General features: G+C 65.2%; 16 protein-coding genes. 15 read left to right on the forward strand and 1 reads right to left on the reverse strand.

All coding sequences use genetic code 11. The annotated features are described in order from the left end of the window. Nucleotides 1-106 precede the first annotated feature (106 nt). The 10 genes from M2319_RS16595 to M2319_RS16640 all read left to right on the forward strand — a co-directional run bounded on the left by M2319_RS16595 (nt 107) and on the right by M2319_RS16640 (nt 13874). Nucleotides 107-2248 carry a TRAP transporter permease gene (locus M2319_RS16595; RefSeq protein WP_264602580.1) on the forward strand — a complete coding sequence of 714 codons (2142 nt, stop codon included), beginning with the start codon at nt 107-109 and terminating at the stop codon, nt 2246-2248. After that, nucleotides 2236-3393 (forward strand): mandelate racemase/muconate lactonizing enzyme family protein, encoded by a 1158-nt coding sequence (locus tag M2319_RS16600; protein WP_264602581.1) that lies wholly within the window; start codon nt 2236-2238, stop codon nt 3391-3393. The genes M2319_RS16595 and M2319_RS16600 overlap by 13 nt, the downstream gene beginning before the upstream one ends. 497 nt (nt 3394-3890) lie before the next feature. Beyond that, nucleotides 3891-4904 (forward strand): Gfo/Idh/MocA family protein, encoded by a 1014-nt coding sequence (locus tag M2319_RS16605; protein ID WP_264602582.1) that lies wholly within the window; start codon nt 3891-3893, stop codon nt 4902-4904. Between the two features lie 112 nt (nt 4905-5016). Beyond that, the gene (locus M2319_RS16610) at nt 5017-7086 is read left to right on the forward strand and encodes an oxidoreductase (protein WP_264602583.1); all 2070 of its coding nucleotides are present in this window, start codon (nt 5017-5019) and stop codon (nt 7084-7086) included. A 25-nt stretch (nt 7087-7111) separates the two neighbouring features. Beyond that, entirely contained in the window at nt 7112-7942 is an 831-nt protein-coding gene (locus tag M2319_RS16615) for a sugar phosphate isomerase/epimerase family protein (protein ID WP_264602584.1), read from the forward strand. Nucleotides 7943-8045: 103 nt separating this feature from the next. Beyond that, nucleotides 8046-9149 carry a substrate-binding domain-containing protein gene (locus M2319_RS16620; protein ID WP_264602585.1) on the forward strand — a complete coding sequence of 368 codons (1104 nt, stop codon included), beginning with the start codon at nt 8046-8048 and terminating at the stop codon, nt 9147-9149. Between the two features lie 127 nt (nt 9150-9276). Beyond that, nucleotides 9277-10737, forward strand: coding sequence for a sugar ABC transporter ATP-binding protein (locus M2319_RS16625; protein ID WP_264602586.1), 1461 nt, complete (start codon nt 9277-9279; stop codon nt 10735-10737). Beyond that, a complete protein-coding gene (locus M2319_RS16630) occupies nt 10721-11695 on the forward strand; it encodes an ABC transporter permease (RefSeq protein WP_264602587.1) in 975 nt (324 codons plus the stop codon). The genes M2319_RS16625 and M2319_RS16630 overlap by 17 nt, the downstream gene beginning before the upstream one ends. A gap of 77 nt (nt 11696-11772) precedes the next feature. Further along, nucleotides 11773-12594: a sugar phosphate isomerase/epimerase family protein gene (locus M2319_RS16635; protein WP_264602588.1), complete on the forward strand. Its 822-nt coding sequence runs from the start codon at nt 11773-11775 to the stop codon at nt 12592-12594. Between the two features lie 230 nt (nt 12595-12824). After that, nucleotides 12825-13874, forward strand: coding sequence for a LacI family DNA-binding transcriptional regulator (locus M2319_RS16640; protein WP_264602589.1), 1050 nt, complete (start codon nt 12825-12827; stop codon nt 13872-13874). 14 nt (nt 13875-13888) lie between these two features. Here the strand turns inward: M2319_RS16640 and M2319_RS16645 are convergent, their stop codons facing one another. Then, nucleotides 13889-15508, reverse strand: coding sequence for an amidohydrolase (locus M2319_RS16645; RefSeq protein ID WP_264602590.1), 1620 nt, complete (start codon nt 15506-15508; stop codon nt 13889-13891). Nucleotides 15509-15701: 193 nt separating this feature from the next. Here M2319_RS16645 and M2319_RS16650 point away from each other — a divergent pair, with 193 nt between their 5' ends. The 5 genes from M2319_RS16650 (at nt 15702) to M2319_RS16670 (ending at nt 21118) form a co-directional block, all read left to right on the forward strand. Beyond that, entirely contained in the window at nt 15702-16808 is a 1107-nt protein-coding gene (locus M2319_RS16650) for an ABC transporter ATP-binding protein (RefSeq protein ID WP_264602591.1), read from the forward strand. Between the two features lie 3 nt (nt 16809-16811). Beyond that, entirely contained in the window at nt 16812-17738 is a 927-nt protein-coding gene (locus M2319_RS16655; protein WP_264602592.1) for an ABC transporter permease, read from the forward strand. A gap of 46 nt (nt 17739-17784) precedes the next feature. Next, the gene (locus tag M2319_RS16660) at nt 17785-18534 is read left to right on the forward strand and encodes an ABC transporter permease (protein ID WP_264602713.1); all 750 of its coding nucleotides are present in this window, start codon (nt 17785-17787) and stop codon (nt 18532-18534) included. Nucleotides 18535-18632: 98 nt separating this feature from the next. After that, complete coding sequence (locus M2319_RS16665) at nt 18633-19664, forward strand: extracellular solute-binding protein (protein ID WP_264602593.1); 1032 nt, start codon at nt 18633-18635, stop codon at nt 19662-19664. A 41-nt stretch (nt 19665-19705) separates the two neighbouring features. Then, complete coding sequence (locus M2319_RS16670) at nt 19706-21118, forward strand: amidase (protein WP_264602594.1); 1413 nt, start codon at nt 19706-19708, stop codon at nt 21116-21118. Nucleotides 21119-21122: the final 4 nt, after the last annotated feature.

The raw sequence follows: 21122 nt of genomic DNA on the forward strand, positions 1-21122 counted from the left end.
TCCCTCAACAGGTCCGCGCCGCGCCGGGAGCGGCAATCCCCGGCGCGGCGTCACCTTGGCGGGTATAGACATGGCCCAGAGCGATCCTTCCATACCCGTCCAAACCGTGGATGCAGAAGACTTCGCAGAGATCCGGCGTCCGAACCCGCGCGTGCGCAATGTGCTCTGGGTCCTGGCGCTGGTCTTCGCGGTCTATCACATCGCCGGGGCAGGCTTCGGCGTTCCGGTCCAGCGGCTCCACATCGCCCTGCACCTTTCCGGCATCGTGGTCTTTGCGTTTGCCTACTATCCGCTGATCCGCCCGGCGCGGCCGGGCGAGGGGCCGAACCATATTCCCGTCTATGACATCGTCCTGATGGGGCTGGCGATTGCCGCGCTCCTCTATCTGCCGATGTTCTGGCGCGGCGGCACCATCGGCTTCGGTGCGCTTTCCTACCAGATCTCGCCGCAGACGCTCAGGCAGGGCAATCCGAACGCCTTCGACCTCTTCTTCGGCACCGTCCTCATCGCCATCACCATCGAGATGTCGCGGCGGGCGCTCGGCTGGGCGCTGCCGATCATTTCGTTCTGTGCCATCGGCTATGCCCTGTTCGGCCCCAGTATTCCGGTCGACATCCTCAAGCATCCGGGCGTCGACTGGCGCCAGTTCGTCAACAACATCTATTTCCCCTCCGAGGGCATCTTCGGGCTTCCGGTCTGGGTCGTCTCAACGATCGTCATCCAGTTCGTCATCTTCGGCGTGATCGCCCAGCGCACCGGCCTCGGCGAGTTCTTCATCGATACCGCGCACGCCATTGCCGGCCGGCAGATCGGCGGCCCGGCCAAGGTGAGCGTGATTTCCTCGGCGCTGTTCGGCTCGATCTCCGGCTCGGCAATCGCCAACACGGTCTCGACCGGCTCGCTGACCATCCCGAACATGAAGCGTCTCGGCTATCCGGGCATGTTCGCCGCGGCCGTGGAAGCTGCCGCCAGTGCCGGCGGCCAGATCACGCCGCCGCTGATGGGGGCCGCCGCCTTCATCATGGCCGAGTTCCTGGAAGTGCCGTACACGACCATCGTCATTGCGGCGATCGTACCTTCCTTGATGCACTATACGGGTGTCTATGCGCAGGTGCATTTCACGGCGCTGCGGCTCGGCCTTGCGCCTGATGCGACGAGCCGGCTGTCCGACGTCATCGGGGTCTGGCGCCGGGGCTGGCGGCACATCTTCCCGCTCGCCGCCCTCCTGATCATCCTCTTTTCCGGCTACACGCCCTACATGTCGGCCTTCGTCGGCATCTCGGTCGCCGCGCTCTTCGGGTTCACGTCCTGGCGCCGGCCGCTCACGCTTCTGCTCAATGCCGGGTTCATCGCCTTCGTCGTTGCCAAGGGCCTCGATGGCTCCTTCGGGGTGCCGGTGACCGTGTTCCTCGTGGCGGCCTCGATCATCGCCGCCTGGCGCAGCGACGAGCCGCAGCCGATCGGCCAGCTGGCCGACGCGCTCGCCGTCGGGGCGAAATATTCGGTCGTCGTCGGTGTCGCCGCGGCCGTCGTCGGGATTACGGTGGGCGTCATCAACACCACCGGCGTCGGCTTCCGGGTCGGCTTCATGGTCACCAACGGCGCGGCGCAACTGGCCGAATCCCTGCACGTGCTGCTGCCGCTGGCGATCCCCGACATCCAGATGTTCCTGTCGCTGGTCCTGATCGCCATCGTCTGCATCATGATGGGTGCCGGACTGCCGACGACAGCGCTCTACATCCTGCTGGCGACCGTCGCCCAGCCGACGCTGTCCCAGCTCGGCGTTCCGCCGATCGCCTCGCACATGTTCGTTTTCTACTACGGCATCATCGCCGAGCTGACGCCTCCGGTGTGCACCACGGCGTTTGCGGCTGCTGCCATCGCACAGTCGCCGCCGTTCCGGACCGGCGTCGAGGCCTTCAAGCTCGGCATCGGCAAGATCGTCGTGCCGATGGTGTTCTGCTACGCGCCGTCGCTGCTGCTGGTGACCGACGGCTTCACCTGGCGCAGCCTCATCCAGGACGGCGGCACGTGTGCCATCGGCGTCATCATCATGTCGGCGGGCCTGTCGCGCTACCTGTTCGGGACGCTGAAGACCTGGCAGTCCGCGATCGTCTTCCTCATCGGCCTCACGATCACCGTCCCCGGAACCACTTCCGACGTCGTTGGCCTGGCGCTGTTCCTCCCGATCGCCGGCTATTTCTACATCCAGAAAAACAGAAGGGTAAATTCGACGTGCGTGTCGTGAACATGAAAGTCTATTGCATCACCAGGGGTGAGCTTCATCCGGTCCTGGTCGAACTGGTCACCGACGAGGGCATCAGCGGCTGGGGCGAGGCGGCCGTCGCCTATGGCATCGGCGCCAAGGCCGCTGCCGGCATGCTCGCCGACTTCGCGCCCAAGGTCATCGGCGCCGATCCGTCGTTCCCCCGCAACGTCTACCACGAGATCTACGACCACTCGTTCTGGACCAAGGGCGGCGGGGCGATCGTCTTTGCCGCCCTCAGCGCCATCGACCAGGCGCTCTGGGACATCAAGGCAAAGGCCCTCGGCGTTCCCGTCTGGGAGCTGTTCGGCGGCGCCTTTCACGACAACATCCCCGTCTACGCCAATGGCTGGAACTACCGCCATGACGACGTCGTGGAATGGGCGCGCGCGGCCGAGCGTCCCTTGAAAGAGGGATACAAGATCCTGAAGACCTATCCGCTGGCCAACCGCCAGCCGAGCGGCACGCTGCGCCATGTGACGCGCCGGGCGCTCTCCATGGAGGCGTTCGACGTCGCCATCCAGCGCGTGCGGACGCTGAAGGACGTCGTCGGCGACGATGCGGAGATCCTGCTCGACCTCAGCGGCGGCATGAACAACGACCAGTTGATCCGCTTCATGTCCGTTTGCGAGGAGCTCGGCGTTTCCTGGGTCGAGGAGCCGCTCGACCCGTACAATTTCGGCGGCCTCAAAGACTTGAAGGGGCGCTGGAGCGTACCGATCGCGGCCGGCGAGCGGATCTACACCCGTGCCGGGTTCCGGAACCTCTTGGAGACCGGCGGCGTCGACATCGTCATGCCGGATGTCGGCAATTGCGGCGGCATCTTCGAGCTGGTGCAGATCGCGGCGATGGCCGAGGCCTACAACGCCCGCGTCTCGCCGCACAACTGCGCCTCGTCCCTGTGCACGGCGGTTTCCATGCAGGCCTGGCTGGCGACCGCGGCGCCGATGCCTCTGGAAACCTACCCCTATTTCCCGGAGGTCAACGAGTACGTCCAGGTGCTGAAGAATCCGCCGGAGGACCGCATCCGCAACGGCGCGATCGAGGTGCCGACGGAGCCCGGCCTCGGTGTCGAGGTCGATACGGATCGCATCAAGCCGTTCCTCGCCTACGACATCGCCGCGTGATGCGAACCGGCTCGGGGCCTTTCGCGGTCCCCGAGCCCGCGATGCCGGCAGGAGCCCCGCCTGCCGCATAACCGGGGAGGCCGTGCGCGGCCTCCCCTTTTGTCTTCCGTTCCCGAATGCGCCTGCCCGACGCTGTCTGCCCGATGCGGTTGGCCGTCGAGCCAGTCGGCCGCGACATATTGGCAGCGCGCGGCGGCCTGTCCCTTTCGCGCTCGACAACCGGAAGAAAGTGCTGCCCGGCATGTCGCGGGCGCCTGCGCCCGTCGATGTGCGCCGCTTTTCCGCGCGGAACGGGACGCCGGCCCGATTCCGGCGGGTGCGGGCGCAACTTCCTGCCCGGATTCCGGTACGAACCGGCCTTTCCAGAGGCGAAAACGTTTTGCTGTTGACGCGATAAGGGCACCCCTCTACTGTCGACGTAATCGTTTACGTCGCCAATGACGGACAAATTCACGGACCCTCCGCTCAGCATGCGGAAACCCACGGGAGGGGGTAACATGGACCGTTCAGTACGCTGGGGTGTGCTCGGATTCGCCGGTATCGCGAAGATGGCGCTGATACCGGCCATTCAATCCGCAAAGAACGCATCGCTCGTCGCCGTGGCCTCGCGCCGCCCCAACGAGGTGAAGCCGGAAGATCTCGGTCTTCCGGGCATCCGCGTGCTCGATTACGAGGCGCTGATCGCCGATCCCGATATTGATGCGGTCTACATTCCGCTGCCGAACAGCCTGCACGCCGAATGGGCCGGCAAGGCGCTCGACGCCGGCAAGGCGGTGCTCTGCGAGAAGCCGCTGGCGATGAACGCCGACGAGGCGATCCAGCTCCTGGAACAGTCCAAGAAGGTCGGGCGACCGATGATGGAAGGGTTCATGTACCGCTTCCATCCCCAGCATGCCCGGGTCAAGCAGCTCATTGCCGAGGACGCCATCGGCGACATCCAGGAAGTCCGCGCGCATCTGTGCGTCGACATGATGAGCCCGCCGGATGCCTCCAACGTCCGCTTCATTCCGGAGCTCGGCGGCGGCGCCCTCCTCGACATGGGCTGCTACGTCGTCAGCGTCTGCCGGATGGTGTTCGGCGAGGAGCCGTTGACCGCGACCGTGCGCTGGCACGTGGATCCGCGCTTCGGCGTCGACACCAACCTCGCCGCGATCCTGGAGTTCGCGGAGGGCCGCAAGGGCATCGTCAGTTGCTCGTTCTCCGGCAACTCCCAGGGTTCCTATACGGTCGTCGGCAGCAAGGGCTCGATCGAGGTGCCGCGCGGCATCATTCCGGGCCTGGACACCCGGGTGCCGGAAACCCTCGTCATCCTGTGCGACGGCGACGGCGCGCGCAAGGAGGAGACCATTGCGGCGGTCGACCAGTACAGCCTGATGGTGGAGGCTTTCTCCGAGGCGATCCTGGACGGCAAGCCGGCGCCGCTGCCGCTGGAGGACTCCGTCGCCAACATGCGCGTCCTCGACGCCATGGCGCGGTCGGCCCACTCCGGAACGAGTGCGGACGTCTCCTGACGCATCTTGGCATCGCTCAATCACGAACAGGCGCGGCTTTCGGTTGTCAGGTGATTGAAACGATTACGTAGGGCCTTTCGGCCGCTACGAGAGGTAACGGGCACCGGTCGACATGTCAGATCCGGCAACACGTTTCCCCCTCTTGTTCAGTCCGTTCCGCTTAGGGGCGGTCGAGATACGAAATCGTTTCGTGTTCCAGCCCCATTTCACCGCGCTTGGAACCCTGGAGGGCATGCCGTCGCCGGCGCTCACCGCGTATCACCGCGAGCGGGCCCGTGGGGGAGTGGGACTGATCGTCATGGAAAGCCAGGCGATCCACCCCACGGGCAAGATGTCGGACCGGTTCCTCAATGCCTGGGATCCCGCCGTCATCCCCGGCCTTGCCGAGATCGCGGAGGCCGTGCACGGCCACGGCGCCAAGATCTTTAGCCAGCTCACCCATGGCGGTCATACGTCGCTCATGCGCCCGCCCCACATCATGTGGGCGCCGACGCAGATGCCGGAGCCGTCGAGCCACTTCAACACCAAGGCGGTGGACGAGGACGACATTGCCGCCGTGATCGCCGGCTTCGCGGCGGCGGCGCGCAACGTCATGGCGGCCGGCCACGACGGCATCGAGATCAAGATCGCCCATGACGGCCTCCTGCGCTCCTTCGCGTCCCCCTACTTCAACCGCCGCACCGACCGCTGGGGCGGCAGCTTCGAGAACCGCATGCGGCTTTCGATTGCGGTCATGGAGGCGATCAAGGCCGCGACCGGCCCGTCGGTGCCGCTCGGCGTGCGCATCTGCCTCGATGAGTTCACGCCGTTCGGCTACGACCTGGAATACGGCCTCCGGATGGTCGCCGCGCTGGAGGCGACCGGGCTCGTCGACTATTTCAACGCCGATGCCGGATCGTTTTCCAGCTATTGGATGGAAATCCCGCCGGCTGCCGTCGCCTCGGAAGAATTCGACCGGTTGAACGTTGCCCTGAAGCAGGCGACGAAGCTGCCGGTGGTCGCGTTCGGGCGCATCACGCCGCCCTCGCGCGGCGAGGCGATGATCCGCGACGGCCATGCCGACATGATCGGGCTGGCGCGGCAACTGGTGGCCGACCCGGAGACGGTCGAAAAGCTCAGGACCGGGCGCGGCCATCTGATCCGCATCTGCATTGCCTGCAACGATGCCTGCATCCACCAGGTCGGTCAGGAAAAGGGCATCCGCTGCATCCAGAACCCGAGCGCCGGGCGCGAGGCAACGCTCAACGATCGCGACCTCGCTCCCGCCTCCGAGAAGCACCGGATCGCCGTCGTCGGCGGTGGACCAGCCGGCATGAAGGTGGCCGAGATCGCCGCGCGGCGCGGGCATGAGGTGGTGCTCCTGGAACGGGACGGCACGCTGGGCGGCCTTGTCCGGCTCGCGATGAAGCAGCCGGAGCACGAGGATATCGGCGAGGTGACGAGCCATCTGGAAGCCGTGCTCGGCGATCTCGGTGTCGATGTCCGGCGGCGCTTCGAGGCAACGCCGGAGGCCCTGGCCGACCTCGGCTGCGACACCATCGTCGTCGCCACCGGCTCGGAGACCAATCTTCCGGGACGCAACGGAGCGCCGTACGCGGCGGAGGTCGCGGGACGGCAGGTCCTGCCGGACACGCCGGGTCTGGATCTCGGCCATGTCGTCTCCGTCGACCGCGTGCTGTCCGGCGACGTCGCGCTTTCCGGCCATGTGGTGGTCATCGACGGCAACGGGCATTGGGAGGCTGCCGGCACGGCCGAGTTCCTCGCCGACAATGGCTGCCGGGTAACCGTGGTGGCGTCCTATGAGGTCGTCGGGTCCGAGCTTGAGGACGGGACGCGCACGCTGTTCTTCCGCCGGGCGGCCATCAAGGGCCTTTCCCTCGTCACCTCGACGGTCGTTACCGCCATCGAACCCGGCCGGGTCCGCACCGCGCAGGTGTTTTCCTCCGAGGATGCGATCGGCTGGGGCCAGTACCTGCTCATTCCCGGAAACGAGGGCACCATCGAAGAGGTCGACTGGGTCGTGCCGGTGATCGGCCGAAGATCGCGGGACGATCTCTATGTCGCACTGAAAAAACACCAGGCGTTCAAGTCCGTCCGCATTGAACGGGTCGGCGACTGCGTCGCGCCACGGCTGATCCAGAGCAACATCCTGGAGGCCTATCAGCTGGCCGAAACGCTCTAGGGCGCCGCATGGGAGGACAACGAAAATGAAACTGTCGTTCAATACCTGGGTCTATTCCAGCTTTCCGGTCTGGGTGCCGTCCTATCCGCTCGACGAGACGATCCGGCGGCTCGCCAGGATCGGCTATGACGGCATTGAGATCGGCGCCGCTGCGCCGCATGCCTATCCCGACTATATCGACGCCGACCGGCGCCGGGAGATCAAGGCGGTGCTCGACGACAACGGCATCGCCTGCTCCAGCATGCTGCCGGCGCCCGGTGGCGGACCCGGCTTCAACGTCTCCTCGCCGCTGGAAGCGGAACGCGCCAACGCCATCGACCAGTATGTGAAGGTGGCGAGGCTCTGCGCCGATCTCGGCGGCAAGACCCTTCTTTACGTCGCCGGCTGGCAGGTCTTCGGCACGACCACGGACGAGGCCTGGGATTGGAGCCGCGAGGCGCTGACGACGATCGCGGCAAGGGCAGCGGACATGGGCGTGACGGTCGCCATCGAGCCGACGTCCATGGACAGCAATCTGGTGGAATCCTGCGACGACGCGATCCGCATGATGCGCGAGGTCGGGGCGGCGAACGTCAAGCTGATGTTCGACACCATCCATGTGCTCTACCGCAGCGAGGTGCCGACCGACTACGCCTACAGGATGGGCGCGGACCTGCACCACATCCACCTGTCGGACGTCAACCGGAACGCGCCGAGCGCATCCGGCAAGGTCGACTACGAGGCGCTGGTCGCTGCGCTGAAGGACATCGACTTCAAGGGCTACGTCACCATGGAGATCGGCTTCAACAGGCGGGACGTGGATCCCGACTACGTGGCGCGTAGCGCCTACGAATATCTGAAGCCCCTCGTGGGGTGACGATGGAAAAGGGGGCGAAGAAGGAGCCGAACCGTTCGGCTCCGCAATAAATCCCGTCGCAACAAAAACCAGGCGGGGAACAACATTCAAAGGAGGTGCCAAGATGAGAAAATATCTAGCAGTTACAGCGTGCGTTCTGTTTGCATCGGCGATGGCGGCCCAGAGCCCGCTCGCCAAGGAACTCTCTGTCCCGGCCTATTCCACGGAAGACCTGAAGAGCACCGGGCCGAACGGCGAGCCGGCGGCATCCGCGATGTCGCTCGAACTGACCGCCGAGGACCGGCAGAAGCTGAAGGACGGCAAGTTCAAGGTGGCCTTTGCCTTCCACATGCTCTCCAACGAAATGACCACGACCGAACTGGCCGCGATCAAGGATACCTTCAATGAATTGGGGGTCGAGCTGGTCGGCGTCACCGACGCGCAGATGAAGGTCGAAACCCAGGTCAGCAACATCGAAAGCCTGATGGCGCTGCAGCCCGACCTGCTGCTCAGCACGCCGATCGATCCGATCTCCACGGCCGCGAGCTACCGTGCCGCGGCGGAACAGGGCGCCAAGCTCGTCTTCGTCGAAAACATCGCCCATGGCATGGTCGCCGGCAAGGACTATGTGAGCTGCATCGCGGCCGACAACTACGGCAACGGCGTTGCCGCCGCCGACATCATGGCCGAGGCCATCGGCGGTGAAGGCGAGGTCGGCGTCGTCTTCTTCGACGCCAACTTCTGGGTGACCGACCAGCGGGCCGAAGGCTTCAAGGACCGGATCGCCGAGAAATATCCGAACATCAAGGTGGTCGCCGAGGGCGGCTTCACCGACCAGAACAGGGTCACCGAAGTCGTCGACGGCATCCTGGTCAACCATCCGCAGATCGACGGCATCTTTGCGGTCTGGGATATCCCGGCCGAAGGCACCATCGCGGCGGCCAAGTCGGCCGGGCGCGGCGATCTCATCGTCACCACGATCGACCTCGGCGCCAATGCGGCCCGCATCATCGCCGAAGACGGGATGATCAAGGGTCTCGGCGCGCAGCGTCCCTATGACCAGGGCGTCGCCATCGCCACGACGGCGGCCTATGCGCTGATCGACAAGAAGGCGCCCGAGTTCGTCGCCGTGCCGCCGCTGCCGGTGGTCCGGGCCAATCTCCTCAAGGCCTGGGAAGAGGCCTATCACGAGCCGGCACCGGACAATATCGCCGAGCTGATGAAATAGCCTTCGCGAGAAGGCAAGTCGCAAACCGGATGCGCGGGCCTTTTCACCGCCCGCGCATCCGGACCGGACGGCCAACAGATTTCAGGCGGTGGTATCGGTGACACATCAAACGCTAGAGCTTGAGGGCATGAGCAAGGCGTTCGGCGGCGTCAAGGCGCTGGACGACGTGGATTTCGACCTCGTCGAAGGCGAGGTCCATGCCCTGGTCGGCGGCAACGGCGCCGGAAAATCGACCCTCATGAAGATCCTGACCGGCGTCTACCAGGCCGACGCCGGGACCATCAAGGTGGCCGGCAAGGTGGGCAAGATCCGCAATCCGACCGATGCCATGAGGAACGGCATCCGCATGGTCTATCAGGAACTCAGCCTCATTCCTTACCTGACGGTGGCGGAAAACATCTTCCTCAACTACGAGCCCATGCGCCGGGGAACGATCGACAAGGCGCTGATCGTCTCCAAGACCGAAGAGCTGCTGAAGGAGCTCGGGATCGACCTGGAGCCGCACCAGAAGATCGTCGACCTCAGCGTCGGATATTGCCAGCTCGTGGAGATTGCCAAGGCGCTGTCGGCCCAGGCCTCGATCCTGGTGTTCGACGAGCCGACGGCCTCGCTCACCTCCAGCGAGGTGGACAAGCTCTTCGAGCTGATCCGCCTGCTGAAATCACGCGGCGTGTCGATCGTCTACATTTCCCACCGCATGAAGGAGATCTTCGAGATCTCCGACCGGATCACGGTCCTGAAAGACGGCCGCAAGGTGATGACGGCCCGAACCGAAGACCTCGACATCGGCGCCGTCATCGACGCCATGATCGGCAAGGCGGCGGAACGCAATTTCGAATGGACGCCGCGAGAGGTGCCCGTCGGCGACGAGGTCCGGCTGGAGGTCGAACACCTTTCCGGCAAAATTCTCTCAGACGTCAGCTTCTCGCTGAACGCGGGCGAGGTCCTCGGCATTGCCGGCCTGATCGGCAGCGGGCGCACCGAGCTCCTGGAAATCCTCTTCGGCCTCCGGCAGGCCGCGGGCGGACGGCTCAGGATCAAGGGCAAGGACGTCCGCATCGCCAGCATCCAGGATGCGATCGGGGAAAACATCGCCCTCGTGCCCGAAGACCGGCGCCGCAAGGGCCTCGCCCTCATCCACAGCGTCAAGGACAACATCCTGATCGCCAGCCTCAAGAAGGTGACGAGGAACGGGCTCCTTCAGAACAGGAAGGCGACCGAGATCGTCGAAGAAAGCGTTGCGGAGCATTCGATCAAGACCGGCTCCATCGATACGATCGTCGGGATGCTGTCCGGCGGCAACCAGCAGAAGGTGCTGCTGTCGAAATGGCTGAACACCCATCCCGACATCCTGCTCCTGAATGAGCCGACCGCCGGCGTCGACATCGCGTCGAAGGCGGAAATCATCAACTTCGTCAGACAACTGTCGTCGACCGGCACGAGCGCCATTCTCGTCTCCTCGGAGATCGCGGAACTCCTTGCCGTCTGCGACCGAATACTTGTGCTGAACGACGGCCGGGTGGTCCGAAGCCTGAAACGAGAGGCCATTCAGTCCGAGGAGGAAATCCAGCATGCCATACAAGGGTAATCACATGGAACGGCTGATCCGGGGCGCGTCCAAGATCAATATTCAGGAGAATATCGTCTATTTCGCCTTTGTCATCGTCGTCATATTTTTCGCCTTTACGCTGGGTGACCGGTTTCTGTCGGTCGTCAACATCCTGAACATTGCGCGCCAGACGGCGATCATCTCGATCATGGCGGTGGCGATGACCTTCGTGATCGCCAGCGGACAGATCGACCTGTCGGTCGGATCCATCGCAGCGCTCAGTTCCCTGGTGGTCGCGCTGTGTCTCAGGGAAACCGACAGCGTCATCCTCTCGGTCCTGGTCGGCCTTTTCGTCGGCGTCCTGATCGGCGGCACCAACGGCATCCTGGCGACCAAGGTCGGGGTGCCCGCCTTCCTTGTGACATTGGGCATGATGGGCATCGCCAAGGGACTGGCGATGTGGATCACCAACACGATGGCCGTCCCCATCATGGACAAGGACTACAACGTCATCTTCGGCCTCGGCACGGTGGCGGGCATCCCGATCCTCCTGATCTGGACGGCGGTGGTGCTGATCGCCGGCGTCTTCGTCATGCACCAGACTCCCTTCGGCAAGAAGATCCTGGCCGTCGGCGGCAACGAGACGGGCGCGCGCTACAGCGGCATCAACGTGGAACGCGTGAAGATGCTGGCGATGTGCCTGACGGGAGCGGCGGCAGCGTTCGCCGGCATCCTCTATGCCGGTCGCATGCAGGCCGGCCGCTTCACCTTCGGCGAGGGCGACGAACTCACCGTCATCGCCGCGGTCGTGCTCGGCGGCACCAATCTTTACGGCGGCACGGCGCGGGTCGTCGGGGCGGTCGTCGGCTCGCTACTGATCGGGGTGATCAACAACGGGCTGATCATCCTGGGGCTGAGCGTCAGCCAGCAGATCATCGTCCGCGGCATGATCGTCATTCTGGCGGCCGCACTCGGACTGAGCGCGCGCAAGCGCTGATTTCAACGGGGTTGCGCGGGCCGGTCGCGACACCTGCGGCGGGCCTCCGGGCGCAGCGAATTCAAAGGGAGCTGAAGATGGCCGATGTTGGATATATGACGAACGCTTGGGGCCTGTGCGCGGGATATCACGTCGGCGTGCCGTCGATTAAGGACCTGTTCTACATCTCGACGGGGTCCGACGAAGACGCGATGCGCGACATCTCCGGTGCCGGCTTCAAATGCATCGAGATGTTCGACGGCAACCTCTCCAAATACCGCGACGATCCGGACAAGTTCCGCGGCATGCTGGCCAAATACGGCCTCAAGCTGATCGGTGTCTATACGGCCGCGAACTTCATCTACGAGGAAATCCTGGAAGAGGAATTCTACAAGATGAATCTCGCCGTCGAGTTCGCCAAGATGTTCGGGGCGCCGTACATCAATGTGGGCGGCGGGGCGCTCCGGCATGACGGCATCCGGGACACCGATTTCGACCGGCTGGCGCGGGGGCTCGACCGGTTCGACAAGCTGGCGCGCGCCAACGGGCTGATCGCAAGCTTCCATCACCATCTGGACTCGCTGATCCAGACCGAGGAAGAGATCGCGCGGATCATGAAGCTGACCGGCATCAATCTGTGCATCGACACGGCGCACATCTATGCCGCCGGCGGCGATCCTGTCCGCGTTGCCAAGACCTATCTCGATCGCCTGTCCTATGTGCACGTCAAGGATTATGACGACGATTTCCAGATCCTCGGCAAGGGCGGTGTCGATTTCGATGCCTTCTTCGATGTGCTGGCGCCGCGCCTCGACGAGATCCAGGTGACGGTCGAGGCCAACGACCTGCCCGGCGACCTGCTCGGGCTCGCCAGGCACAATCTTTCCTATGTCGAGCAGCAATACGCCCGGATCGGCTGAGGGGGTGAGGGGACGGGCGGGCGAGGCGGCACATGCCGCCCGCGCCTGCCTGTTGAAAAGCCGGCCTTTCCGGCGCCCGGCGATATGCCTTTTGGCGCCCCATCGCCTATGCTTGGCGTTTCGGCGGGCCTGATGCTCCGCAAGCCTTGTGTCCGCCGCTTTTGAACCGCATCGATTTTCGGTGCGTGCCGGTTTCCGGTTCGAAGCTTTTTGAGAAGGTCTGCTTGTAGATGGCTACAATCCGCGATGTTGCGAAGGCCGCCGGCGTATCGGTTGCGACGGTGTCGCACGTTATCAACGGCTCGCGGTTCGTGGCCGAAGATACGCGCAAGCGCGTCCTGAAAGCGATCCGCGATCTCAACTACCGGCGAGACGGCATCGCCCGCAGCCTGCGCCGTAACAAGACCGGCACGATCGGCGTGATGATCTCCGACATCACCAACCCCTACTTCTCCGATCTGGTGCGGGGCATCGAGGACACGATCTACGCAAGGAACGACGGCCACTACTTCATCCTCTGCAACACCGATGAAGACCCTGAGAAGGAGCGGCTCTATCTCGACGTGCTGCAGGAAAAACGCGTCGAGGGCCTGATTGTGGCGCCGGCCGGCGGCAACGAGCAGGCATTCCGCGACACCATCGATTTCGGCGTGCCGATCGTCTTCGTCGACCGGGTGCTGGAGGGTGTGGAGGTCGATTCCGTCCGGGTCAACAACCGGGAGGCCGCCCACGCCATCGTCTCCCATGTGCTCTCCCTCGGCCGACGGCGCGTCGCGCTCGCCCATGCCAAGCTCGATGCCGACAGCATCGTCGACCGCGTGGAGGGCTACAAGGATGCGCTGCGGGAAGCGGGGATGACGTTCGATCCGGCCCATGTCCGCACCAGCCGGTCCAGCGTCGAGGACGCGCACCGCGAGGGCCTGTCGCTCCTGACGGCCTCGCCGCGGCCAGATGCGGTCTTTTGCACCAACAACTTCATGACCCTCGGCATGATGCAGGCGATTGCCGATCTGGGGCTTGCCTGCCCGGACGATGTCGCCGTCGTCGGCTTCGACGACTTTCCCTGGACGACCGCCTTCCACCCGCACCTGACGGTCGTCGCACAACCCAGCTACGAGATCGGCTGTGCGGCCGTGCGCCTGCTCTTCAACCGGATTGCCGGCGACCGCGCCAGCCCTCCGGTGCGCATGGTCATGGACGCCGAGCTGATCATCCGCGAGAGCTGCGGCGCAGCCGCGAAGGCTGGTGGCGAGGCGGCCTCCGAGACCGCCTGCCTCTAGCCGGATCGCGCCAGTCAGCGCGCATAGGTGACCTTGCCGCCGCAGAGCGTCATGGCGACGGCGAGGCCGTCGGCCTCCTCGGCCGGCGTCTTGTCGATATCGCCGGTCAGCAGCACGACGTCGGCGAGCATGCCCTGGCGCAGCATGCCCTTGTCCTGTTCGGCGAACTCCACCCAGGCACCGTCGCGGGTGAAGGCGGCAAGCGTATCGTCGAGGCTCTGGCGTTCGTCCGGCGCGCCGTCGAAGGCGGGCTTGCGGGTCAGCGCCGTCTTGATGCCCATCAGCGGGTCGAGCGGGGCCACCGGCCAGTCGCTGGCAAAGCAGAGCCGGGCGCCGGCCTCGCGCAGTTGCTGCCAGGCAAAGGCAAGGCCGAGGCGTTTGCGGCCGATCAGCGAGGCGGAGGGCTCGAACGGGAAATAGGCGCCCGGCGCGTGGGTCGGCTGCATGGAGGCGACGACGCCGAGCTCCTTGAACCGCGGCAGGTCGGCGGGATCGAGCGTCTCGATGTGCTCGATGCGGTGGCGGCTGTCGCGGGCGCCGTTGGCCTTCCTGGCTGCGGCGTAGCCGTCGAGGGTGCGGCGCACGGCAGCATCGCCGATCGCGTGGACGGCGATCTGGAGGCCGAGGCGGTCGGCCTCGATGCAGAAGGCCTCGAACTCTTCCGTCTCGAACAGCGGCGCGCCGCGCATGCCGGCCTTGCCGCCATAGTCGTCGAGCATATAGGCCGTGGTCGCCTCGATGACGCCGTCCATGAACATCTTGACGAAGCCGCATTTGAGGTGGGCGCTGGCATAGCGCTGGCGGTCGGCGACGGCCGTCTGGAAGTCGGACAGCGGATGGCCCGGCAGCATGCGGAGCGGCATGTAGGCCCGGCACGGCATTTTTCCATCGCGGTCGATCTCGCCGAGGATGTCGAGCTGGTGCGGATCGGCGTCCATGTTGTGGAACGAGGTGATGCCGAGCGAGGCGCAATAGGCGAGCCCGGCCTCGATGGTCACCCGGTCGCGGGCGCGCTCCTCGGCGCTCGGCTCCTTCGGCAGGGCGCGGCCGTTGGCGAGGCCGTTGCCGTCGCGTCCGCCATTGGCGGTCATGGCGAGGACCGGGCTGAAGGCCTCGAACTCGCGCAGCTCGCCGCCGGCAAGGCCGTCGTCGCCCATCACCACCTCGCAGCCGGCGGGCGTTTCGGCGCCCTCCAGCAGGCCGGCGGCCTTCAGCGCGGCGGTGTTCGCCCACATGGTGTGGTGGTCGCCGGCATAGAGCGCGAGCGGGCGGTCGGGCAGGATCCTGTCCAGCAGGTGGCGGGTCATCGCGACGCCGTCGCCGAGGGTCGCATAGTGGGCCTGTTCGGCGAGGATCAGGCCATCGCCGGGCTCGGTGGCGGCGCGCTCGCGGACGGCCCTGGCGACCGCCTCGGGGTCCGGCAGTCCGGCCAGCGACAGCCGGTCGAGCTGGGCGCCGCCGGGGAAGATATGCATGTGGCTTTCAATGAAGCCGGGCAGCACCGACGCCCCGCCCGCATCGACGATCCGGGTCCCTTCGCCGCGGCAGGCGGCGACGTCGTCGTGGGTGCCGACCGCGAGGATCCTGTCGCCGGAAATGGCTAAGGATTGGGCGCCGGGCCGGGCCGGGTCCATTGTCCGCACCGCACCGTTTTCAACAATAATATCTGCTTTCTGCACTGGGTTTTCCCGCTCAAAAAAGATGCAAGCCTGCCTTGCATACAGGCTTGTGAAGCAGGATTCCATTGAATAGAGTTTTCGCCGATTGGCGTTCCCGGACCGGTTCAAAGGGCTCCCGGCAGCGCCGCGTTGTGAGGGCGTATACAAAGTGACCGGCGATACGCGGGGGAACAACGTTGCGATCGATGTCCTCGGCGTAACGAAGGTATTTGGTGCAGCGGACAGCGGCTTTCGGGCCCTCGACAGGGTCTCGGCCAGCATCCGCCAGAACGAGTTCTTCACCCTTCTCGGCCCGTCGGGCTGCGGCAAGACGACCTTGCTGCGGCTGATCGCCGGGTTCGAGTTTCCGACCGAGGGACAGATCCTGCTCGACGGCGAGGATATCGCCGCGCTGCCGCCGTACCGGCGGCCGGTGAACACGGTGTTCCAGAGCTACGCGCTGTTCCCGCATCTGACGGTCGCCAAGAACATCAGCTTCGGGCTGGAGATGCTCGGCTGGCCGGCCGCAAAGATCGCTTCGACGGTCGAGCGCATGCTGGCGCTGGTCAAGATGGAGCCGATGGCCGACCGGCTGACCGACCAGATCTCCGGCGGCCAGCAGCAGCGCGTGGCCCTTGCCCGCGCCCTTGCGCCGAACCCCAGGGTGCTGCTGCTCGACGAGCCGCTGTCGGCGCTTGATTTCAAACTGCGCAAGGAAATGCAGATCGAATTGAAACGGCTGCAGGGCGAGACCGGCATCACCTTCGTGTTCGTCACCCACGACCAGGAAGAGGCGCTGACCATGTCCGACCGCATCGCCGTGATGTCGGCGGGGCGCATCCTGCAGGTCGGCAGCCCGCGCGAGATCTACGACCGGCCGACCGAGCGGTTCGTCGCCGACTTCATCGGCGAGACCAATTTCCTGGAAGGCGAGGCAAAGGTCGTCGGCGATCACCTGCTCGAGGTTCGGCTCGATGCCGGCGCCACTGTCAAGGCGACGGCCCCGGACGCTGCCCTCCATGCGGGCCGCACGACCGTCGCGGTCAGGCCGGAGCATGCCGACCTGGTGCCCGGCGACGGGCCGGCGGACCTTGCCGGCGTCCTGAAGAACATCGTCTATTTCGGCACCGACACGCATTTCCACATGACGCTCGACAACGGCGTTCCGTTCATCGTCCGCCAGCAGAACACGCCGGGCGAGGGATCGGGCTTTTCCATCGGCGAAAAGGTCGGCGTCAGGCTCCACGCCGACGCGGCCCAGGCCCTGAAGGACTGACCGATGCAGCCGCACGAGGTCGAACAGGCAGCGATCCGGCGGGGAACGATGCGGCGCTGGCTGCTGTCGGCGCCGGCGCTCGTCATCATCTTCCTGGCCTCGTTCGGGCCGCTCTTCGTCATGCTGGCCTTCTCGGTCCTGGAAAAGGGCGACTATGGGGGCGTCAAGCCGTGGACCTTCTCCTTCGACGGCTGGGCCAACGTTTTCTTCCAGCACGATATCTTCACCGGTGAGCTCGGATTTGCCGACGCCCATCTGTCGATCTTCTGGCGCTCGGTGCGGCTGTCCATCATCACCACCGCGCTGACGCTCGTGCTCGGCTTTCCGACGGCCTATTTCATCGCCACGCGGCCGCGCAAGACCCGGGAGATCTGGGTCTTCCTGGTGACCATCCCGTTCTGGACCAACCTTCTCATCCGCACCTTCGCCATGCAGGAGGTGATCCGCAACGAGGGCGTCATCAACACCGTCGCGATGCGGCTCGGCATGATCTCGGAGCCGATCCAGATCATGTACACCGACTGGGCGGTCCTCTTCGGCATGACCTATGTCTACCTGCCGCTGATGGTGCTGCCGCTCTATGCGAGCATGGAAAAGCTCGACTTCCGCCTCGTGGAGGCGGCCTATGACCTCTATGCGAACCGGTTCAAGGTGCTGAGGCGGATCATCCTGCCGCTGACCAAGCCCGGCATCATCGCCGGATCGATCCTCGTCTTCATTCCCTCGCTCGGCGCCTATGTGACGCCGCGGGTGCTGGGCGGCGGCAAGAACATGATGCTCGGCAACCTGATCGGCCTGCAGTTCGGCAAGGGCAACAACTGGCCGCTCGGCGCGGCGATCTCGATCACGCTGATGGTCGTCGTCATGGTCGCGCTCCTCATCTATGTGCGCGCCACCGCGCGGGCGGGAGGCGACGACCGTGGCAGGTAAGCGGCATTTCGACGTCCGGCGGCAGCCGGGATTCGCCTTCGTGGCGATGTTCAGCTTCTTCGCGCTCTACCTGCCGATGGCGCTGCTCGTGGTCTATGCCTTCAACGCGGGCGATTCCCTCGCCCTGTGGGAGGGTTTCTCGCTGCGCTGGTTCGTCTCCGCCTGGCAGAACGATACGGTCCAGGACGCGACGATCCGCTCGGTGATCATCGCCGTGTGCGCCGCCGTCCTTGCCACCAGCGCGGCGACCATGGCGGCGCTGGCAACGACCCGCACGCGCCCCTATCGCGGTCAGACCCTTACCTATGCGCTGATCAACCAGCCGCTGATGATCCCGGAGATCGTCACCGCCGTCGCGCTTTTGATCGTCTTTTCGCGGATCAAGGTGTGGACCGACTATTCGGGCCTCGGCTATCTGATCGCGGCCCACACGGCGTTCTGCGTGCCGTTTGCCTATCTGCCGATCCGGGCGCGACTGGAGAGCATGGACCTGTCGCTGGAAGTGGCGGCGGCCGACCTTTACGCGACGCCCTGGAAGGCGTTCCGCTACATCACCCTGCCGCTGCTGCGCCCCGGCATCATCGCCGGCTTCATGCTCGCCTTCGTCATCTCGCTCGACGACGTCGTCATTACCGAATTCGTCAAATCCGGCGGCCAGGACACGCTGCCGACCTACATGCTGGGTCAGCTCCGGCGGGTGGTGACGCCGGAAATCAACGCCATCGCCACCGTCTTCCTTGCTTTCTCCGTGGTCATCGTGACAGCCTTTTTCCTGATGACCCGGAAGAAAACCTGAGGCCATTCTCTGCCTCGACCCGAAAAAAGCCAGACAACAAGAACCGACACAACAACAACTCACATAACAAAAAGACAGGCAAAATGAGGATAACCGCCATGAAATCCCTGAAAACGGCATTCGCCGCCGCCGGCGCGCTGCTCGTGGCGAGCGCTGCCCACGCGGAAGGCGAACTCAACATCTTCAACTGGGGCGACTACACCAACCCCGAGCTGATCAAGAAGTTCGAAGCCGCCTACGACGTCAAGGTGACCATCACCGACTACGATTCCAACTCCACGGCGCTTGCCAAGGTGCGGGCCGGCGGCCACGGCTTCGACATCGTCGTGCCCTCGGCCAACTACGTGCCAATCTGGATCAAGGAGGGCCTCTTGCTGGAAGCCCGGCCGGACCAGATGGAGAACTTCAAGAATGTCGACGAGCGCTGGGTCAACGTGTCCTGGGATCCGGGCCGGCACTATACGGTGCCGTGGCAGTGGGGCCTGACCGGTATCGGCGTCAACACCTCGGTCTACAAGGGCGACATCAACACCTCGGCGATCTTCCTCGATCCGCCGGAGGAACTGGCCGGCAAGATCAACGTGGCGCCGGAACGCAACGACGTCATGTACGCCGCCATCAAATATATGGGCGGCGAGTGGTGCACCGACGACAAGGTGCTCCTGAAGAAGGTCTACGACAAGCTGGTCGAAGCCAAGACCAAATGGCTGGCGATGGACTACAGCGTGACCGAGAAGCTGCCGTCCGGCGACTACGCGGCCGTCTATTACTGGAACGGCGCCATCATGCGCTCGCGGCTGAAGAACCCGGACATCGCCTTCGGCTATCCGAAGGAAGGCTTCCCCTTCTTCATGGACTCCGTCGCGATCCTCAAGGACGCCAAGAACCCGGACAACGCCAAGCTCTTCATGAACTTCATCATGGACCCGGAGAATGCGGCGCTGATCTCCGACTTCGCCAAATATTCCAACGGCATCAAGGGCTCCGAGGAATTCATGGACGAGGCGCTGCGGACGGCGCCTGAGCTGAACGTGCCGGCCGAGTATGAGGCGTCCGGCGCCTTCATCGACACCTGCAGCCCGGAGGTCATCGAACTCTACACCCGCATCTGGACCGACATTTCCAAATAGGTGCGTGACGGGCGGGGCCGGTCGCGGCCCCGCCAATCCCCATGCAGGACATTCCCGATCTGGACGCCATCGACCTTGCGGCGGCGATCGCCCGTCGCGAGGTCTCCTGCGTCGATGTCATGGCCGCGGTCCTCGATCGCATCGCGGAGGTCAATCCTGCGCTGACGGCGATCGTCTCGCTGCGCGACCGCGACGTGCTGATCGCCGAGGCGCGGGACGCGGATGACACTTCCTCCGATCTGCCCCTTCGCGGCGTGCCGATCGCGATCAAGGACCTCGTCGAGACCGCCGGGATCCGTACCACGCACGGTTCGCCGATCTTTTCCGACCATGTGCCCGCGATCGACGACCTCCTTGCCGCCCGCCTCCGCGGCGCCGGGGCCATCGTCCTCGGCAAGACCAACACGCCGGAATTCGGCATCGGCTCCCAGAGCTACAATCCGGTCCACGGCACCACGCGCAATCCGTACGACGTGACCAAAACCGCCGGCGGGTCGAGCGGCGGCGCGGCCGCGGCGCTCGCCGCCCGGCTGGTGCCGCTTGCCGACGGCTCGGACATGATGGGCTCGCTGCGCAATCCGGCCGCCTTCTGCAACGTCTTCGGGTTCCGCCCGAGCTTCGGCCGCGTGCCGCCGACGCCGGAGGGCGACACCTTCCTCCACCAGCTCGCCACCGACGGGCCGATGGCCCGCAGCGTCCGCGACCTTGTCCGGTTGCTCGACGTCATCGCCGGACCGGACGGGCGGTTTCCCCATTCCCTTCCCGCCGAAGCGCCGTTCGCCGACAGGCTCGATGCGCCGGTCGCGGGCCAACGCATCGGCTGGATCGGTGACTGGAACGGGTATTTTCCGATGGAGCCCGGCATCCTGCCGCTGTGCGAGCGGGCCCTCACAACGTTCGCGGACCTCGGCTGCCGCGTCGAGCCGGTCATCCCGCCCTTCGATCCGGCGGCGCTGTGGCGATCCTGGACGGTCCTTCGGAGCTGGGCCATCGCCTCGGGCCTGCGTGTCCATTTCGACGACCCGTACCGCCGCGACCTCCTGAAGCCCGAGGCGCTGTGGGAGATCGAGGCCGGCCTGTCGCTGAGCGCGGTCGATATTCACGAGGCGAGCGTCATCCGGTCGGAATGGTTCGCCTCGCTTGCCCGCCTGTTTGAGCGCTTCGACGCCCTTGCGCTTCCCAGCACCCAGGTGTTTCCCTTCGATGCGGACATGCATTGGCCGACGTCGGTCGCCGGGCGGGTGATGGACACCTATCATCGCTGGATGGAGGTGGTCGTGCCGGTCTCGCTCGCCGGGCTTCCCGCGCTCGCGCTTCCGGCCGGCTTTGGTGACGCGGGCCTTCCGGCGGGCGTGCAGCTTTTCGGGCGGCGCGGCAACGATCTCGGCATCCTGCGGCTCGGCCACGCCTATGACGCGGCAACGCGCTGGCCGCACCGGCGGCCGGACAAATGACAGA

It is taken from the genome of Rhodobium gokarnense (genome assembly GCF_025961475.1).
Lineage (GTDB): Bacteria > Pseudomonadota > Alphaproteobacteria > Rhizobiales > Rhodobiaceae > Rhodobium > Rhodobium gokarnense.

What these genes read in the sequence shown, in the direction of transcription:
- M2319_RS16605 (WP_264602582.1), top strand. Translation starts at nt 3,891, where the DNA reads ATGGACCGTTCAGTACGCTGGGGTGTGCTCGGATTCGCCGGTATCGCG.
- M2319_RS16610 (WP_264602583.1), top strand. Translation starts at nt 5,017, where the DNA reads ATGTCAGATCCGGCAACACGTTTCCCCCTCTTGTTCAGTCCGTTCCGC.
- M2319_RS16615 (WP_264602584.1), top strand. Translation starts at nt 7,112, where the DNA reads ATGAAACTGTCGTTCAATACCTGGGTCTATTCCAGCTTTCCGGTCTGG.
- M2319_RS16620 (WP_264602585.1), top strand. Translation starts at nt 8,046, where the DNA reads ATGAGAAAATATCTAGCAGTTACAGCGTGCGTTCTGTTTGCATCGGCG.
- M2319_RS16625 (WP_264602586.1), top strand. Translation starts at nt 9,277, where the DNA reads ATGAGCAAGGCGTTCGGCGGCGTCAAGGCGCTGGACGACGTGGATTTC.
- M2319_RS16630 (WP_264602587.1), top strand. Translation starts at nt 10,721, where the DNA reads ATGCCATACAAGGGTAATCACATGGAACGGCTGATCCGGGGCGCGTCC.
- M2319_RS16635 (WP_264602588.1), top strand. Translation starts at nt 11,773, where the DNA reads ATGGCCGATGTTGGATATATGACGAACGCTTGGGGCCTGTGCGCGGGA.
- M2319_RS16640 (WP_264602589.1), top strand. Translation starts at nt 12,825, where the DNA reads ATGGCTACAATCCGCGATGTTGCGAAGGCCGCCGGCGTATCGGTTGCG.
- M2319_RS16645 (WP_264602590.1), bottom strand. Translation starts at nt 15,508, where the DNA reads ATGGACCCGGCCCGGCCCGGCGCCCAATCCTTAGCCATTTCCGGCGAC.
- M2319_RS16655 (WP_264602592.1), top strand. Translation starts at nt 16,812, where the DNA reads ATGCAGCCGCACGAGGTCGAACAGGCAGCGATCCGGCGGGGAACGATG.
- M2319_RS16660 (WP_264602713.1), top strand. Translation starts at nt 17,785, where the DNA reads ATGTTCAGCTTCTTCGCGCTCTACCTGCCGATGGCGCTGCTCGTGGTC.
- M2319_RS16665 (WP_264602593.1), top strand. Translation starts at nt 18,633, where the DNA reads ATGAAATCCCTGAAAACGGCATTCGCCGCCGCCGGCGCGCTGCTCGTG.
- M2319_RS16670 (WP_264602594.1), top strand. Translation starts at nt 19,706, where the DNA reads ATGCAGGACATTCCCGATCTGGACGCCATCGACCTTGCGGCGGCGATC.